The organism is Micromonospora sp. WMMD961 (assembly GCF_029626145.1).
Lineage (GTDB): Bacteria > Actinomycetota > Actinomycetes > Mycobacteriales > Micromonosporaceae > Micromonospora.
On the sequence record NZ_JARUBJ010000002.1, the window covers coordinates 4,537,808 to 4,552,694 of the forward strand.

The following is a 14,887-nucleotide window of genomic DNA, read 5'->3' on the forward strand; positions in this document are numbered from 1 at the left end:
GTGTGCCTTTGCACCGAGCAGGGCGGAACGTGACGCGTAACGAGCTGCGACTGATCCGGGTCAGGCTGGCCGTACTGGCCGCCGTGCTGGTCTCCCTCTGGTCGTACACGGCCTACGTGGTCAGCCAGGACGCGGTGGACCTGCTGCGGGTGCGGGCCCTCGCGGACACCCTGGGCCAGCCCGTCGACCGCCTGATCCTGGGCCTGCAGACCGAACGTCGACTGACCGCCGAGACGGTCACGAGGGCCGCGCCGGCAGCGGCCCCGCTCGTCGGAGCGCGCGAGGGCACCGACCGGGCCACCGCCGAGGTCCGCGAGTTCGCCAAGGGCCGCGACCTTCGGCTGCTCAGCGCCGGCGACGTCCGCGACCGGGCCGACGAACTCGTCCGGCGACTCGACGGTCTGAGCACGATCCGCTCCCAGGTGGACTCCGGACGTCTCGACCCGGCCGAGGCGGTCGACGGGTACGACCAGGTCATCGACGTCGCCTTCCGGGTGTACGGCCCGGAGTGGGGCGCGTACGAGAGCGCGCTGGCCGCCGACACCCGCGCGGTCATCGCGCTGGCCCGCGCCCGGGAGTTGCTCGCCCGGGAGGACACCCTGGTCAGCGCGGCCCTGACCACCGGGCGGCTCGCTGCCGACGGGCGTCGCCAACTGACCGAAGTCGTCAGCAGCCAGCGGTACGCGCGCACCGAGGCGGCGGCCGGATTGCCCGCCGACCACCGGGGCGAGTATCAGCGCCTGGTGGGTGGCCCCGACTTCGCGAGCCTGCTCGCTCTGGAGGAGTCGCTGCTTCGGGGTGACGCCGGCACCGCCCTGAGCGGGGTCACCGTGCAGACCTGGCGGGCCGCCGTGGATGCCGCGCTCGGCGCGTTGCAGACACTGGTGACGACCGCCGCCCGCAGCAGTGCAGAGCGGGCGGCGCCGGGGGCGGCCGTGGTGATCGCGCGTACCGGCGGGGTGGTCGGGCTCGGCCTCATCGTCGTGCTCGTGCTCCTGCTGGGCTGGGTGAACACCGTCCGCCGCCTGACCGACGCACCGGCCCGGCCGGACGACGACGCCCCGGTCCCGGTCCCGGTGCCGTCCGCCGCTGGCGGGACGACGCCGGGCGGCGTCGACCACGACCTGTTCCTGCGGCTCACCCGGCGCAACCAGGCCCTGCTGCGCGACCAGCTCAGCCTGCTCGACGGGATGCAACGCCGGGAGCGGTCCACAGAGGAGACCGGTGAGCTGTTCCAGCTCGACCATCTCGCCACCCGCGTCCGACGCAACGTGGAGAAGCTGATCGCCCTCGCCGGGGCGACGCCCGCCCGCCGCTGGCGGAGGCCGGTGCCACTGCTCGACGTGGCGCGCGGCGCGGTCGCCGAGGTGCCGGACTACCACCGGGTGCTCATCGCACCGCACTGGCCGTGGTCACTCGCCGGCCCCGCCGTCACCGATGTCGTCCACCTGCTGTCGGAGCTGATCGAGAACGCCCTCGCCCACTCCGCGGCGGACACCACGGTCCGGGTCGCCGGCGAGCACCGGCCGCAGGGCTGCGCGGTCCTGGTCGTCGACGACGGGCCCGGCCTGGACGCGTCCTCGTTGGCCGAGGCGAACCGTCTGCTCGGCGGCCCACCGTCGGACGGCCCTCCCCCGGGTTTCGCTGGCCTGTACGCGGCGGCCGTGCTGGCCGGCCGATGCGGCGCTCACGTCTCGCTGCGTCGCAGCCAGCGCGGTGGGACGGCCGCGATCGTGCTCCTCCCGACCGGGCTGGTCACGCCGCGCGAGAGCGGCCGTGGACCGGCCACCGCCGCACCCGACATCTCCTACCCACACACCCGCGACGACGTCGACCCGCCCGCCCCGAACGGCGACGGTGAACTGCCGACACGGGTTCGCCACACCGGGCCGCCCGGCCCCGAAAACGGCAGGACCAGCCTCGACACGGTCGAGATGCCGGTCGCTAGAGCAGCAAGGAGACACCCATGACGTCCGCAGTGGTCACCGACGACAGCCTGGCCGGCGCCCTCGACCGCCTGGTCGACCGAGTGCACGGCGCGGAGTTCGCCGTGGTGCTCTCCCCCGACGGTCTGCCCCTCGGCGGCTCCCGGCAGGTGGGAGCGGAACTGGTCGAGCAGATCTCCGGTGTGGTCGCCGGTCTGATCGGGCTGGGGCTGGCCGCCACCCGGGTCTGCGACGGGGGTGGTCTGCGTCAGGTCGTGGTGCAGATGTCGCGGGCGTTCCTTTTCATCGCCACCATTCCGAACGGGACCATCCTGACCGTGCGGATCGCCGGCGACGACGTCGAGGTCGGTGACATGGCCTACGAGGTGGCGTTGTTCGTGGGGCAGGCCGAGCGGCACCTGCCCATCCGGCTGGGGCCCGCCTCCTCGGCGACGATCGGGGACACAGGTGCGCAGCACCGGCACCGCTGACGAGGCGTGGTACGACGACGACGCGGGACCGGTAGCCCGGCCCTACACGATGACCGGCGGGCGTACCGCGCCCACCGGCGGCCAGTTCGACCTGATCGCACTGGTCGTCGCCCGCCGGGGGGTCACGCCGCCCGCGCCGCTCTTCCCTGAACAGGCGCGGCTCGTCGAGCTGTGCCACCATCCAGTGTCGGTGGCCGAGGTCGGTGCCGAGCTGGACCTCCCGTTGGGGACCGTCCGAGTGCTGCTCGGCGACCTGCTCACGGCCGGGCTGATCGAGACGCACGACCCGCCGATGCTGTCGGAGCTGCCGACCGAGGATCTACTCGAGGCGATCCTCGTCGGGCTTCGCGGTCTGTGACAGGGCCGAAGCCGTCCGCGACCCGTACGGATCGCGGGCGCGCATCCGGCGACGAACCGAAGGGGAGACAGGCAGTGCCGGCAACACCACCCCAACCACGCCGTACCGTGGCGATCATCCTGCTGGACCGGGTCGTGGCTCTCGCCACGGCCACACGGCGGGTGCTCACCGGTCGGGACGACGTCTCGCGGGCCACCTGGGTGGCCGCGATCGCGGCGGTCGGGGTGCTGGTCCTGACGGCCGTTGCCGTCATCGGGCTGCTGCGTACGCCGGAGAAGCTGACGCCGGTGACACTCGACGCGCCGCCGTCCCTCGACCAGGTGGGCACGCCGCCGCCGGGCACCCCCCGGGCACAGGCGCAGCCGGCGGCGAGCAGCCCGGCGGTCCCCGCTCCACCACCGTCGGCCTCGGCCACCGCGGCCCCACCGACAGTCGGGACATCGACGCGGCCCACCCCGACCGGTGCGAGCGCCTCGCCCACGCCGGCCGCCCTGAACGCCGACTTCTCCATCGCGGACAACGCGTTGCTCAGTTACGGCGCCGCGGTGACGATCTCCAACCCCGGGACGGTGTCGGTACCGCAGTGGACGCTGACCGTCACCCTGCCCCGGGAGACGTTGCGCGTCAGCGCGGTCGAGGGCGCCCGGGCCAGCCGCGACGGCGCGGTGTGGACGTTCGTGCCGGACGGAAGCGCCGGTCAGGTGCCGGGCAGCGCGTCGGTCCGGGTGACGTTCCGGGTCAACGGCTCGTCGACGGGTGCGGCCCCCGAGGCGTGCGCCATCGACGGGACCGCCTGCACCGGCCTGACGCACTGACCCGCTCGGGCCGGACCCGGCGCGGATCGAGAGCGGTACACCGAGCGTTCCGTCGACAGCCATGCCTGATTGATCATCAGTTCGGAGCCGCTTCGTACCGTTCCGACCATGACTGTCCAACCCGCACCATCGTCGCTCGACCGCACCGGGTCGAGGTTCGGCGCCCTGCGTACCCGGGTCGCCGCCACCGTCGCCGCGCTCGCCGTCGCCGGCGGCGTCGCGGTCACCGTCGCGACCTCGTCGCCCGCCACCGCCGGCCCGGGCAGCGTCGTCGTCTCGGAGAGTTTCTCGTCCGGGTCGCTGCCCGCCGGTTGGAACGCGGTCGACGGCACCTGGAAGGTCGAGAATGGCCGACTGTACGGGACCTCCGCCAGCTCCAGCGACAACAACAAGATCACCTTCGGTCGGCACCTGAACGACTTCCGCCTCGAGGCGACCATGCGCTTCGAGACGGTCTCTTCAGCGACCCGCTGGGCCTCGCTGGGCATCGACGTCCCCGCCGACGGCGCGACCCCGTGGTGGATCGCCACCATGCGCAGCGGCACCACCGCCGCCAACGGCCTCGAGTTCGCCCAGCGCACCACGGGCAACGCCTGGGTCGTGACGAACACCGCCTCCGCCCCGTACGCCGCCGGCACCGGTCGGGACGTCCGGGTGGCCGTCGAGGTGCACGGCAACCAGGCCCGCTGGATCTTCGACGGGCGGGAGGCGATGCGGACGAACAGTCTCCAGCGCTCCACCGACGGCGTGCAGGGGCTCTTCGTCAACGGCGCGACCGTGTCGTACGACGACGTCACCGTCACCGAGCTGGCCGCGAACGGTTACCTGCGGCCCGAGGGCAGCCCGTTCACGGTGATCGCCCACCGGGGCGCGTCCGCCGCCGCACCGGAGAACACCCTCGTCGCGCAGGAGATCGCGCGTCGCGGCGGCGCGGACTGGATCGAGAACGACGTCCAGCCGAGCAAGGACGGCATCCCGTTCATCCTGCACGACACCACCGTCGACCGGACCACGGACGGCACCGGCACCATCCGGGAGCTGACCGCCGCGCAGATCAAGGCTCTCGACGCCGGCTCCTGGTTCGGCCCGCAGTACGTCGGCGAGCGGGTGCCCACCCTCGCCGAGCAGTTGGCGGACCTGCGGACCCGGGGCGGCAACCTGCTCTTGGAGATCAAGGGCAAGCACACCCGCGACGAGGTCGCCACCATCGTCCAGGTGATCCGCGACGAGCAGATGATGGGCCGGGTCTTCGTCCAGAGCTTCGAGGTCGACGCGCTGCGCTACACCTACGAGATCGCCCCCGAGCTGCCGTTGGGCCTGCTCCGCAGCACCCTCGACGCCGACCCGGCGGCACTCGCCAGGGAGCTGCACCTGACCGCGTACAACCCGGACGGCAACGCGCTGCTGGCCAAGCCGGAGGTCGTCGCCCCGCTGCACGCCGCCGGGGTCGCCGTGATGGCCTGGACGATGGACTCCGCCGGGCTGTGGCAGCGGTTGGAGCGGATCGGCGCCGACGCGATCATCACCAACCGGGCGGCCGAACTGGTCGGCTGGAACTCGGCGTTCCTCCAGCGGGCCTCGACCGACCCGACCGTGCAGATCACCTCGCCGGCAGACGGGGCTCGGCTCGACCGCGCGCAGTCCCCGGTGATCGCGGTCGCCGCTACCAACGCGGACACCGTCACGGTCACGCTCGACGGCAAGAAGTCAGCCGCCGGGCGCAAGCTCGACCTCACCAGGCTGACCGCGGGTCGCCACACCATCTCCACCCAGGCGACCGGGCCCGAGGGCACTGCCACCGCGACGAGCACCTTCACCGTGACGGTGAGCCAGGCCGGCCTCGGCTACCTGATCCTCACGTCCGGGGCCGACCCGGCCGCCGTCACGGCGATGACCACCAAGCTGGTCCGCGCCCAGTACGCCGAATTGGCCACCTACGCCGACCGGCAGGCCGGCAAACTGGTGCCGGCCGAGGTCGCCGCCGTCATCGCCGGTGACGCCCGCACCCTCGCCCTCAAGTAGCACGCCGTCGGTCCCCGCCGTCGAGGTCGACGGCGGGGACCGCTGTCGTCTCAGCGGACGGCCGCCGGCGTACCGTCCCGTTCGGCCTGCTGCCGCAGCATCGGCAGCGCCGGCGCCAACGCCGCCAGCATGCCGGCGAGGGCGACCAGGTGCCCGGCCTGCCGGTCGAACCCCGGGCCGTGGGCCCCGTCGGACCTACCCAGAGACGGACCAGGCTGTAGGCGGCGACACCGACCGGGCCGGCGATCAGGAGGAGCGCAGCGCGCGCCAGACGGCTCGGGAGCCGGCCAACGCGGCCTCCTGGTAGGGCGTCCGCGGGGAACCTCCGGCGATGACCTCCACCGGCCACTTCTGCCCCAGCGACACCCACAGGGTCGACATCACGCCGGAGTACGTGGACAGCTCGTCGGTGCCCTCGGCCACCTGCAACACGTACGTCCACCCCGTCGCGTCGGGTGCGCCGTCCAGCGGTGCACGCCAGGCGCGGTGCAGGGCGAGGCCGTGCCGCAGCGGGGCGTCGGCGGAGAGCAGCGCGTCGGCCGGGGCCGGGTCCGGGGCGGTCGCGGGGCCGTCGGGGCTGAACCGGTACGACAGCGGCGGCACCTGCGCCACGACCGGCACGTCCGCCAGGTCGGGACCGTCGGGGTCGCCGAGGAAGGTGCGCATCAGGTCACGTTCCTCGGCGGTGACGCCGACGCCCTGGTACGCCAGGCTGAGCAGCAGGGTGGCGTCGGCCAGGTCCAGCTCACCCGCTGCGTACTGCTCCCGGACGGTGCCCAGGACGTCGTCGGAGAGTCGGCCCGCCAGCCGTCGGCACACCTCGGCGACCGCCGCGTACGTCTTCGTGTCCATGCTGTTCATTTCTTCTTGTAGTCGCCGAGTTCGGTCCGGGTGACGTTGCCCTGGTCGTCCTGGACCACTCTGATGATCTTGTTGCCCTTCGGGCCTTCCCAGGTCCAACTGCCGTCGCCGCCGACGTCGGGATTACTGTATCGGGGCGGGTTGCCCATCGGGATTCCCTGCGGAGCGGGGTTCGGCGCCGGCGGGTTGCTGATCACGCCCGGGTTGGTCCTGTCCGGCGGATAGGCGGTGCGGATCTCGCCGTCGGCGAGCACCGTCGTCTTCACCTGCACCCCGTCGACGACGCCGACGTAGTCGTAGGCCCACGCCGGGTTGCCGTCCGCGTCCTTGGTCGGGTACGGCCCTTTGGCCGGCGGCCCCTGCTGCGTCACCCGGTGCGCGGCGTCGAGGATCTTCGCCTCGTCCCAGCTCTTCGGGAACTCCGTCTTGTTGGAGAAGCCGGTGCCCGCGAGGTGCCCGCCCTGCCGACCACCGTCGCCCTCGATGATGTGTTGCCGCGACGCGTCGCTGTGGTGGATGCCGCCGGCCGTCGGCGGTGTGGTGGGTGCGGGAGGCCGGGTCGGCCTCGGCGGTGTGGTGGTGGACCCCGGACCGAGACCTGGTGGATGCCCCTGCTGCCGCGCCTGGCCGGTGGCCTGCTGGGCGCTGGAGATGCCGTTCGCGGCGTTGATGCCGCCGTAGCTCCTCGGGGGTCTGCCCCCACCACCGCCGCCCGTGCCGCCACCGCTGCCGCCGCCGGGTCTTCCGGGCCTCGCCATGGACGCCCTATCCGTTCACGATGCGGGTGAGGTTGGTCAGGCTGGTGATCAGCGCGCCCACGTACATCAGGATGCGTCCGGCCCACTTGACGACGGCGGCCGTGATCTGCGCGGCGATGACCGGGATCGTGACGACGAAGATGGCCTCGACGGCCCAGACGACGACGCGCGCCACCAGGTCGGCGATGAGGTCGCGGACGATGTCGCGGGTGAAGGCCACCAGGTTGCCCGCCCCCTCGGTGGCCGCCGCCAGCGCCGCGGAGACCGCGCCGAGCCCGCCGAGGGCCTCGACGTTGTGGTCCATCAGATTGTGGTACGCCACCGCGGCCTGCCCGTACCACTCGGGCAGGTCGCCATCCAGGTGCGATCGCAGGTCGTTGGCCATGCTGTGCAGCTCGGCGGCCATGTTGTTCCAGGTGGCGGCATGCGAGGCGACCACGTCGGGCATGCCGGTGAGCTTGTCGAGCATGTCCCGCAGCGGCTCGAAGTATTCCATCGCCCAGCCCAGACCGTTGGCCAGCAACGCGCTGAACGGGTCCAGCACGGTCACCGCCGCGTCCAGGCCGAACGCGGCACCCGCGAGCAGGTCGTCGACCCAGCCCTCACTCCTGATCGCGTCGACCAGACCCTCGACACTGTCGGCCAGGGAGGCGCCCGTCCAGACCTCCCGGGTGGACGAGACGTCGGCGACCAGCGACATGTCGGTCATCGCGTCGCCCTCACGGGGTCAACTGGTTTCCGACGTTGGTGATCAGGCTGGCGTTGTCCCCGTCGACCGCGTCGTAGTCGTCGGCGGTGCGGCGCAGCCCGGTGGCGGCCAGCGTCAGGTTCTCCTCGACACCGGCGAACAGCTCGTCCTGCCGGACGTGCTTGCTCTCCAGGACCCCGGCGATCCAGCCGCACAGCAACCCGTACGCCGAGTCGTCCTGGGCGATGTGTGCGCTGGCCGCCTTCACCGCCGCGAACCGCCCCGCCAGCGCGTCGATGTTGCGCGCGTGGGCTCGGATCTCCTCCGCGTCGACCGCGAAGCCGTCCTCCATCGAAATCACCGCCAGCTTCGGTGGTCGTCGTCGCGCCCGCGCACCATGATCATCAGTGCTGGAGTCTAACAATCACCGTCCCTCCAGGTGACCCCCACGTCCCGCCCCTCGACCGGACCAGCCCGGTGGCACCCGCTGAGCCGGGGCGCCCGGGTGCCGCGCGCTCGGGTGGCGGGCACCGCCCATGCTGGAGTGGTGATTCGCTTCGTCCTGAACGTGTTATGGCTCGTCTTCGGCGGCGGCATCGTGCTCGCGGTCGGGTACGGCATCGCCGCCCTCATCTGCTTCGTCCTGGTCGTCACCATCCCGTTCGGCATCGCCAACTTCAAGCTCGTTCCGGCCGCCTTCTGGCCCCTCGGGCGTGAGGTCGTCGACCTTCCCTGAGCCGCTGTGGGCCGGTCCAGACCGGCCCGCACCGCTCGGCGGTGGGATCGTCCCAGGCACGGCCTTACCGCTGTGTGACAGCGACGGGGAGGCGTCGGCATTGCTGTCGACCCACCACGAACAACAGATCAACGCACGCTCCACTCAGCCGCCCTGCAACGACTCCCGCACGTGCCGGCGAGCGTGGTGGGTCCGGGACTTCAGCGTGCCGACCGGGATGCCCAGCTGCCCGGCGATCTCCTGGTAGTCGAGCTGACACATGTCGCGGAGCACGAGTGCCGTGACCAGCTCCGGCCGGTGCGCCTCCAGTCTTTCCAGCGCGTCGAGAAGGTCGAGGCGGGATCCGGCGATGACGCTCGTCGTGCGGGGGTCGATCACGTCGACGGGCAGCAACGCGCTCGGCACCTCGGCGGCGCGTCGCCGCAACGACCGGTAGGTCTGGCGGGCGCAGTTGGCGACCACGGTGTGCAACCAGGTCGAGAACAACGAGCGTCCTTCGAACCGCTCGATGTGCCGGGCCACCTGCACCAACGCGTCCTGCGCCGCCTCCTCCGCATCCTGACGGCAGGGCAGGAAGCGTCCGCACTGCTCAAGAACCCGCGGACCGATCGCGGCCAGCAGCTCGTCGAGCGCCGCGCGGTCACCGGCCGCCGCCCGGCGGGCCAGTTCCTCGGTGTCGGATCCGATCACCACCCGCGCTCCCCCGCTCATGGGCGTCACCGGTCTCCCGGTGGTCGGATAATACGGTCGTGTCCATCCCGCCACAGGTCGGCCGCTACCGCATCGCACGCTCCGTCGGTGCCGGCGCGTTCGCGACCGTCTGGTTGGCGTACGACGACGAGCTGCAGTCCCCGGTGGCCGTGAAGGTGCTCGCCGACAACTGGTCGCAGCGGGCCGACATCCGGGGGCGCTTCCGCCAGGAGGCCCGGTTCATGCGGCAGGTCGACTCCGACCACCTGGTCCGGGTGCTGGACGTCGGTGAACTGCCCGACGGCCGGCCCTACCTGGTGATGACCTACGCCGCGGGCGGCACTCTCGCCGACCGGCTGGACGATGGGCCGATGCCGGTACGCGACGCGCTGCGCGTCGCCGCCGACATCGCCCGGGCGGTGGCCGTCCTGCACGACAACGGTGTGCTGCACCGCGACCTCAAGCCCTCCAACGTCCTGTTCGACACCGCTGCGGCCGGGGAGCGGGTGCTGGTCGCCGACCTGGGGCTGGCCAAGACACTCGCGCACGCGTCCGGGTTCACCGTGGTCGCCGGCACGCCCGCCTACATGGCGCCCGAGCAACTCGCTCCCGGTGGCGGGATCGACGTGCGCGCCGACGTGTACGCGATCGGCGCCCTGACGTACCACATGCTGAAAGGGTCGCCGCCGGGTCAGCCGGTGGCTGCAACACCCCGCGCCTCCGCCGCCGTCGAGCGAGCCGTCCGCCGGGCGTTGCACCGCGACCCGGACCGCCGCTGGCCGAGCGCAGCCGCGTACGCCGCCGCGCTGGAGGGTCTGCTCGCCACCCGGCAGGTCGCTGCCAGCCCGCCCGCACACCTCATCCGCCGGTCCCTCGCCGCCGTCGGCACCGTGGCCGCCGCGCTGGTCATGGCCGGGTCCTCCACCGCCTCCACCGCGCCACACGGGTGGACGCGGGTGGGCGACGTGACCGGCACCGTCTCGGTAGCCGTGCCGGACGGCTGGGCGAGGCAGCTGCGTGACAGGGGTTGGGACCCGGCCGTGCTCGGTCTCACCGAGGCGCGTCACCCGGGCCTGCTCATCGGGGCGGATCTCACCGAATGGTCCGACGTCGACAGCCCGACACCGGGGGTCTTCGTCGGTGTGAGCCGTGCGCTGCCGGCCACGGACCGGCCGGCGCTGCCCGATCACAGTGGATGCACTGATGCCTCCGGGCGAGCGGTCACCGTCGGCGCGCTCAGCGGAACCGTGCGGCACTGGGCTCGCTGCGGAGGTACCGAGCGGTCCTTCAGCGAGGTCACCCTGGCCGGGGTGGAAGGCTCGTACGGCGTGTACGTCCAGGTCAAACAGACCGACGGCGCCGATCGCACCGACGAGATCCTCGGCACGTTGCGGGTGGACGATTCGCTGCTCACGCAAGGCTAGAACCGTTCCCAGTTGCCGGCGTAGTCCATCATGCGCCACCGGCGGGTCTCGGTGCCGCCGTCGAGCTTGCGGACGGTGGCCTCCACGTGGAAATCCACGATCCGGTACGAGACGAACGTCATGACCCGGTCGCCGGACGGGCTCGGGTCGTCCCCTTTGATGACCGGCCGCGCGAACCGCTCCTTGCCGTCGTAGGCGAGCTGGACGGGCACGAGCGCCTGCCGCCGTGCCGCGCCGGGGTTGCCCAGTTCGACGAGGACGAGGGCGTCCTCGGTCGCCGGCGCGTTCGCCGGCTCTTCGCCGATGAAGTCGGCGTACGCCGGGCGTGCGCCTCCGGGCAGGATCCGGCAGGGCACGTCGAAGCCGTTCGACCCGTCGCGGAACCTCACGAACTCGTCGGACTCACCGCAGAAGTCCAGGCCGCGGATCACCGCGTTGGGCCAGTCGGTCCGCCTCATCTCGCTCACCGGAGTGGCCGGCCCGGAGGTGCGGGTGGCCGGGGTGCCCGGGGCGGAGGTGCGGGTGGCCGGGGCGCTCGGTGTGGAGCTGGGGGTCGCCGGGGCGCTCGACGCCGACGGGCTCGCGCTGGCGGACGGTGAGCCGGCGGGTGCCGCGTCGCCGCCGACCCGTTCGACAGGCGAGGTGCACCCGGCGACGACCGTGAGGGTGAGCAGCACACCGGGTAGCAGCTTGGCGCGCATGGCTGGTCCTTTCCTCTGCGGGGTCTGTCACAGGGTTGGATGCCCCGGCACGGGCAGTGGTTCACGCGAATGGGCACACTGTCCTCCTCCTCAGGTCGTAGACACATTGCCGTCCTACGTCAGACGGGGGAGCAGAACTACGAGCCGGGCGAAGATCGGCGCGTGGGACCGGTTGCAGACCGTGGTGCGGGCGTACCAGAACGGGGTGGTCCGACGGTGACGGCCGCGCCGCGGTGCGGCAGGCGTGGCCACCACCGTCGGAGGTCAAGCCCCCCCGGTCCGGTGAGGCATCAGACGGCCGTCCACCCGCCGTCGACAGTGGACGGCGGCGCCGGAGTACGATCCCGCTCACACCCCAGTGGTGACCTCCAGCTCTCGACCCCTCGATAGGAGCCTGGCATGGCCGGTCCGGACGCCGAACTCGCCGCGAAGCTTCAGCCCGACGTGCCACACGCGGCGCGGATCTGGAACTACTGGATGGGCGGGAAGGACAACTTCCAGTCCGACCGGGCGGCCGGCGACGCCGTGGCCGAGGTCTACCCGGAGATCGTCGTCATGGCGCAGCAGTCCCGCGTGTTCCTGGTGCGGGCCGTCCGTTACCTCGCCGCCGAGGCGGGCATCCGGCAGTTCCTGGACATCGGCACCGGCCTGCCCACCATGCAGAACACCCACGCGGTCGCCCAGGAGATCGCGCCGGACTCGCGGATCGTCTACGTCGACAACGACCCGATGGTGCTGGTGCACGCGCGGGCGCTGCTGGCCAACACGACCACAGAGGGTGTCACCACCTACGTGCCCGCCGACTACCACGACCCGGAGAAGATCGTCGCCGAGGCGGCGCAGACGCTCGACTTCGACCAGCCCATCGCGGTGATGTTCATGGGCGTCATGGGCTACGAACCGGACCTCGACGTGGTGCGCTCGATCGTCGGACGGACGATGGCCGCAATGCCCTCCGGCAGCTACCTCGTGCTCTGGGACGGCACCGACACCAGCCCGGAGGTGGTCTCCGGTGCCGAACGGCTGGCGCAGAGCGGCGGCGTGCCGTACATCCTGCGCAGCCCGGAGGACCTCGACACCTGCTTCGCCGGGCTGACCAAGGTGGAGCCGGGCCTGGTGCCGATCCCGCTCTGGCGGCCAGAGGAGGCCGACGCCACCGGCATCGACGCCTACGGCGCCGTGGCCCGCAAGCCCTGACCCGCAGGACGCCGCCCCGCTCCCGCCGTGACGGCAGGGGCGGGGCGGACGTCGTTCAGCGGGCGCAGCCCATCGTCAACCCGTCCGGCACCGAGCTGGTCGTCACGAGCACACCGAACGTCGTCACACCGTCCATCGCCAGCGCACCGTTGTACGAGGCGTTGCGGACGGTGACGTCGACACCGACCGTCTCGGCCACGCCACCCCAGACCGACTGGACACGCTCGTCACCGGACCACCGCCAGGACACCCGCCACCGATCCAGTGGCTGCGTCCCGGTGTTGCGGACCGTGACCGTGGCGACGAAGCCGTTGCCCCAGCGGGCGTCGATCGTGGCCGTCGCGCGGCACTCCGTCAGCGGTGCGGTCCGCGCCGACGCGATCACGTACGGGTCACGCCGACCCTCGACGTCGGTGAACCGGTACCAGTACTCCGTGTCGGGTGTCAGCCGGTCGATGGTGACCGAGCCGTTGCGCTCCGCCCCGGAGACGGCAACGGCAACCGGTGCCCGCCACTGCTGGGCGTCCTCGCGGCTGGCGAAGAGGCTGACGGTCATCGGCGGGTCGTAGCCGCAGGGCGGTCGGAAGAAGATCGAGTACGAGATGGTCACGCTCGTGGTGGTGACCCCGGCGACCATGGCCGTGATCGGCAACGCCGGCGGGCAGGCGATCGTCGGCGAGGGCGTTGGCGTGGCCGAGGCCGTGGGCGTCGACTCGGTGGGGCCGCTCGCCCCGCCCCAGACGGCGAGCGCCGCTGTCGTCGCGGCGAGAAACATGCGAAGCATCGGTACCTCCGGTGGTTACCGGGCACCGCCGACCGAGGGGGTAGCCGGTGCCGTGCTCGGGTTTCCGGTCACCGACGAGGACTGCCCGGCACGGGTGGCATCGCCACCTCGTGCGCCCCGTGGACCGGAGAAGATGTGGTGCGCGCCGGCTCCCGAGCACGACCGGACCACAGCATGGCAGTCGACAAACGTCGATGCAAGCGCGTGCTCCGCCCCGGGAGAGGGGCCGCGCACAGTCCGGTCGGACATCGTCCGCCTTCTCTTCGCCGGGCGGACACGCGCCGGGCGCCCGCACCGACAATGATCCATCATTGTCTATCACTTCGGACGTGGGAGCACACCATGCTCGACAGAAGCAGCACGCCCCGGCGACCCCGGGCAGCGAGGGCGCTGATCGCGGCAGCCGCCGCCGCAGTGCTGGCCGCCGCCCTCCTCCTCACCGCGCCGACGCCGGCCGCAGCCGCCGTCAGCCGGGCCGAACTCGCCCTCCGCTGGGCACCCATCCACTACCAGGACGTGGATGCCACCGGGAGCCACGCGCTCAGTGGCCAGTCGGACTACATCAGCAAGGTCGACTTTGACGGTGACCTCAACGGCCGCAACAACTGGGACCGGGCCGGCCAGGCGGGGACCTCACTCGCCGCTCACGCCTACTACTCGGTCGTGGAGACCAGCACCCACTGGTACATCACGTACTTCTTCTTCCACCCCCGCGACTGGGCCGACCACCCGTTCTTCGAGACCGAGCACGAGAACGACGGTGAGGGCGCCCTGTTCGCCATCGAGCGCGACGGCTCCACGTACGGCGTCCTGCGCTCGGCCGTCACCGTCGCGCACAGCGACTTCTACTCGTACACGCCGGCCGGCAGCACCTGGACCAGTGGCCGGGAGAGCGTGGACGGCACCCTGCAGTTCCAGGCGTCACCGCACGACACCTTCCAACACCCGGTGACGGCCCAGGAGGCGCAGGGCCACGGCCTGAAGGCCTACCCGCAGTACGCCATCAACGGCGACGGCCTGGTCTACTACCCGTCGACAGTCGCCGAGACGCCGAGCAGTGGCAACGACCGGGACGTCCGGTATCAGCTCATCGACATCTTCGCCGCCGGCGGACTGTGGGCCCAGCGGTCCAACCCGAGCCTGTTCGCCAGCCTCGGCACGTTCGCCGGTGACACGTCCGGCGACTGCGGCGTCGGCACCTGGAGTTGTTCGACCAACTCGGCGAACGCGCCCTGGGGCTGGGACGACGGCAACGACGTACCCGGACGCGGGGAGATCGCCAGCGATCCGGCGAAACTGTCGGCCGAGTACTTCACGGTGCCGGCCGGCCTGGCCCGCAGCTACAGCTACAACCCGTACGCCACGGCGGCGGCGGCGCTCGCCGAGGCGGCGCGGACGGCACTGCCGACCGTCGACTGACACCTTCGTCTGCCCGGT

Annotated in this window: 15 protein-coding genes and 1 pseudogene; 9 read left to right on the forward strand and 7 right to left on the reverse strand. The window is 72.0% G+C overall.

The genetic code is table 11. From position 1 onward, the window contains the following. The first annotated feature begins 29 nt into the window (after nt 1-29). From O7614_RS20550 to O7614_RS20570, 5 genes are all read left to right on the forward strand, one after another. Nucleotides 30-1,970: a nitrate- and nitrite sensing domain-containing protein gene (locus tag O7614_RS20550; protein ID WP_278140101.1), complete on the forward strand. Its 1,941-nt coding sequence runs from the start codon at nt 30-32 to the stop codon at nt 1,968-1,970. Beyond that, nucleotides 1,967-2,416 carry a roadblock/LC7 domain-containing protein gene (locus O7614_RS20555; protein ID WP_278140102.1) on the forward strand — a complete coding sequence of 150 codons (450 nt, stop codon included), beginning with the start codon at nt 1,967-1,969 and terminating at the stop codon, nt 2,414-2,416. The genes O7614_RS20550 and O7614_RS20555 overlap by 4 nt, the downstream gene beginning before the upstream one ends. Further along, nucleotides 2,394-2,774, forward strand: coding sequence for a DUF742 domain-containing protein (locus O7614_RS20560; RefSeq protein WP_278140103.1), 381 nt, complete (start codon nt 2,394-2,396; stop codon nt 2,772-2,774). Before O7614_RS20555 ends, O7614_RS20560 begins: the two co-directional genes overlap by 23 nt. A gap of 74 nt (nt 2,775-2,848) precedes the next feature. Continuing rightward, the gene (locus O7614_RS20565) at nt 2,849-3,589 is read left to right on the forward strand and encodes a cellulose binding domain-containing protein (RefSeq protein ID WP_278140104.1); all 741 of its coding nucleotides are present in this window, start codon (nt 2,849-2,851) and stop codon (nt 3,587-3,589) included. Between the two features lie 108 nt (nt 3,590-3,697). Further along, on the forward strand, nt 3,698-5,611 hold the full coding sequence (locus tag O7614_RS20570; protein ID WP_278140105.1) for a glycerophosphodiester phosphodiesterase family protein: 1,914 nt from the start codon (nt 3,698-3,700) through the stop codon (nt 5,609-5,611). A gap of 246 nt (nt 5,612-5,857) precedes the next feature. Here the strand turns inward: O7614_RS20570 and O7614_RS20575 are convergent, their stop codons facing one another. Genes O7614_RS20575 through O7614_RS20590 form a run of 4 tightly spaced genes read right to left on the reverse strand, consistent with a single transcriptional unit; the run spans nt 5,858 to nt 8,270 of the window. Next, nucleotides 5,858-6,463 carry a hypothetical protein gene (locus O7614_RS20575; protein WP_278140106.1) on the reverse strand — a complete coding sequence of 202 codons (606 nt, stop codon included), beginning with the start codon at nt 6,461-6,463 and terminating at the stop codon, nt 5,858-5,860. A gap of 5 nt (nt 6,464-6,468) precedes the next feature. Continuing rightward, nucleotides 6,469-7,230, reverse strand: a complete 762-nt coding sequence (locus tag O7614_RS20580; protein WP_278140107.1) for an EndoU domain-containing protein — start codon at nt 7,228-7,230, stop codon at nt 6,469-6,471. Nucleotides 7,231-7,237: 7 nt separating this feature from the next. Beyond that, entirely contained in the window at nt 7,238-7,939 is a 702-nt protein-coding gene (locus tag O7614_RS20585; RefSeq protein WP_278140108.1) for a hypothetical protein, read from the reverse strand. Between the two features lie 10 nt (nt 7,940-7,949). After that, complete coding sequence (locus tag O7614_RS20590; protein ID WP_278140109.1) at nt 7,950-8,270, reverse strand: type VII secretion target; 321 nt, start codon at nt 8,268-8,270, stop codon at nt 7,950-7,952. A gap of 195 nt (nt 8,271-8,465) precedes the next feature. Between O7614_RS20590 and O7614_RS20595 the strand changes: the two are divergent. After that, nucleotides 8,466-8,642, forward strand: a pseudogene (locus tag O7614_RS20595) (YccF domain-containing protein); the annotation flags it as partial. Nucleotides 8,643-8,798: 156 nt separating this feature from the next. Here O7614_RS20595 and O7614_RS20600 read toward each other — a convergent pair. After that, a complete protein-coding gene (locus O7614_RS20600; protein WP_278140110.1) occupies nt 8,799-9,365 on the reverse strand; it encodes a sigma-70 family RNA polymerase sigma factor in 567 nt (188 codons plus the stop codon). A 38-nt stretch (nt 9,366-9,403) separates the two neighbouring features. On the opposite strand from O7614_RS20600, the gene O7614_RS20605 reads away from it, so the two are divergent. Next, entirely contained in the window at nt 9,404-10,768 is a 1,365-nt protein-coding gene (locus tag O7614_RS20605) for a serine/threonine-protein kinase (protein ID WP_278140111.1), read from the forward strand. Here O7614_RS20605 and O7614_RS20610 read toward each other — a convergent pair. Further along, nucleotides 10,765-11,469 (reverse strand): hypothetical protein, encoded by a 705-nt coding sequence (locus O7614_RS20610; protein ID WP_278140112.1) that lies wholly within the window; start codon nt 11,467-11,469, stop codon nt 10,765-10,767. The genes O7614_RS20605 and O7614_RS20610 overlap by 4 nt on opposite strands. A gap of 399 nt (nt 11,470-11,868) precedes the next feature. Between O7614_RS20610 and O7614_RS20615 the strand changes: the two genes are divergently transcribed. Then, nucleotides 11,869-12,666: an SAM-dependent methyltransferase gene (locus O7614_RS20615; RefSeq protein ID WP_278140113.1), complete on the forward strand. Its 798-nt coding sequence runs from the start codon at nt 11,869-11,871 to the stop codon at nt 12,664-12,666. 55 nt (nt 12,667-12,721) lie between these two features. Here O7614_RS20615 and O7614_RS20620 read toward each other — a convergent pair whose 3' ends face one another. Continuing rightward, on the reverse strand, nt 12,722-13,450 hold the full coding sequence (locus tag O7614_RS20620) for a cellulose binding domain-containing protein (RefSeq protein WP_278140114.1): 729 nt from the start codon (nt 13,448-13,450) through the stop codon (nt 12,722-12,724). Between the two features lie 342 nt (nt 13,451-13,792). On the opposite strand from O7614_RS20620, the gene O7614_RS20625 reads away from it, so the two are divergent. Beyond that, entirely contained in the window at nt 13,793-14,869 is a 1,077-nt protein-coding gene (locus O7614_RS20625) for a hypothetical protein (protein ID WP_278140115.1), read from the forward strand. Nucleotides 14,870-14,887: the final 18 nt, after the last annotated feature.

Excerpts from the sequence above, each read along its gene's own strand:
- O7614_RS20570 (WP_278140105.1), top strand. The coding sequence starts at position 3,698 with ATGACTGTCCAACCCGCACCATCGTCGCTCGACCGCACCGGGTCGAGG.
- O7614_RS20600 (WP_278140110.1), bottom strand. The coding sequence starts at position 9,365 with ATGAGCGGGGGAGCGCGGGTGGTGATCGGATCCGACACCGAGGAACTG.
- O7614_RS20585 (WP_278140108.1), bottom strand. The coding sequence starts at position 7,939 with ATGACCGACATGTCGCTGGTCGCCGACGTCTCGTCCACCCGGGAGGTC.
- O7614_RS20625 (WP_278140115.1), top strand. The coding sequence starts at position 13,793 with ATGCTCGACAGAAGCAGCACGCCCCGGCGACCCCGGGCAGCGAGGGCG.
- O7614_RS20580 (WP_278140107.1), bottom strand. The coding sequence starts at position 7,230 with ATGGCGAGGCCCGGAAGACCCGGCGGCGGCAGCGGTGGCGGCACGGGC.
- O7614_RS20555 (WP_278140102.1), top strand. The coding sequence starts at position 1,967 with ATGACGTCCGCAGTGGTCACCGACGACAGCCTGGCCGGCGCCCTCGAC.
- O7614_RS20590 (WP_278140109.1), bottom strand. The coding sequence starts at position 8,270 with ATGGAGGACGGCTTCGCGGTCGACGCGGAGGAGATCCGAGCCCACGCG.
- O7614_RS20610 (WP_278140112.1), bottom strand. The coding sequence starts at position 11,469 with ATGCGCGCCAAGCTGCTACCCGGTGTGCTGCTCACCCTCACGGTCGTC.
- O7614_RS20575 (WP_278140106.1), bottom strand. The coding sequence starts at position 6,463 with ATGGACACGAAGACGTACGCGGCGGTCGCCGAGGTGTGCCGACGGCTG.
- O7614_RS20620 (WP_278140114.1), bottom strand. The coding sequence starts at position 13,450 with ATGCTTCGCATGTTTCTCGCCGCGACGACAGCGGCGCTCGCCGTCTGG.
- O7614_RS20615 (WP_278140113.1), top strand. The coding sequence starts at position 11,869 with ATGGCCGGTCCGGACGCCGAACTCGCCGCGAAGCTTCAGCCCGACGTG.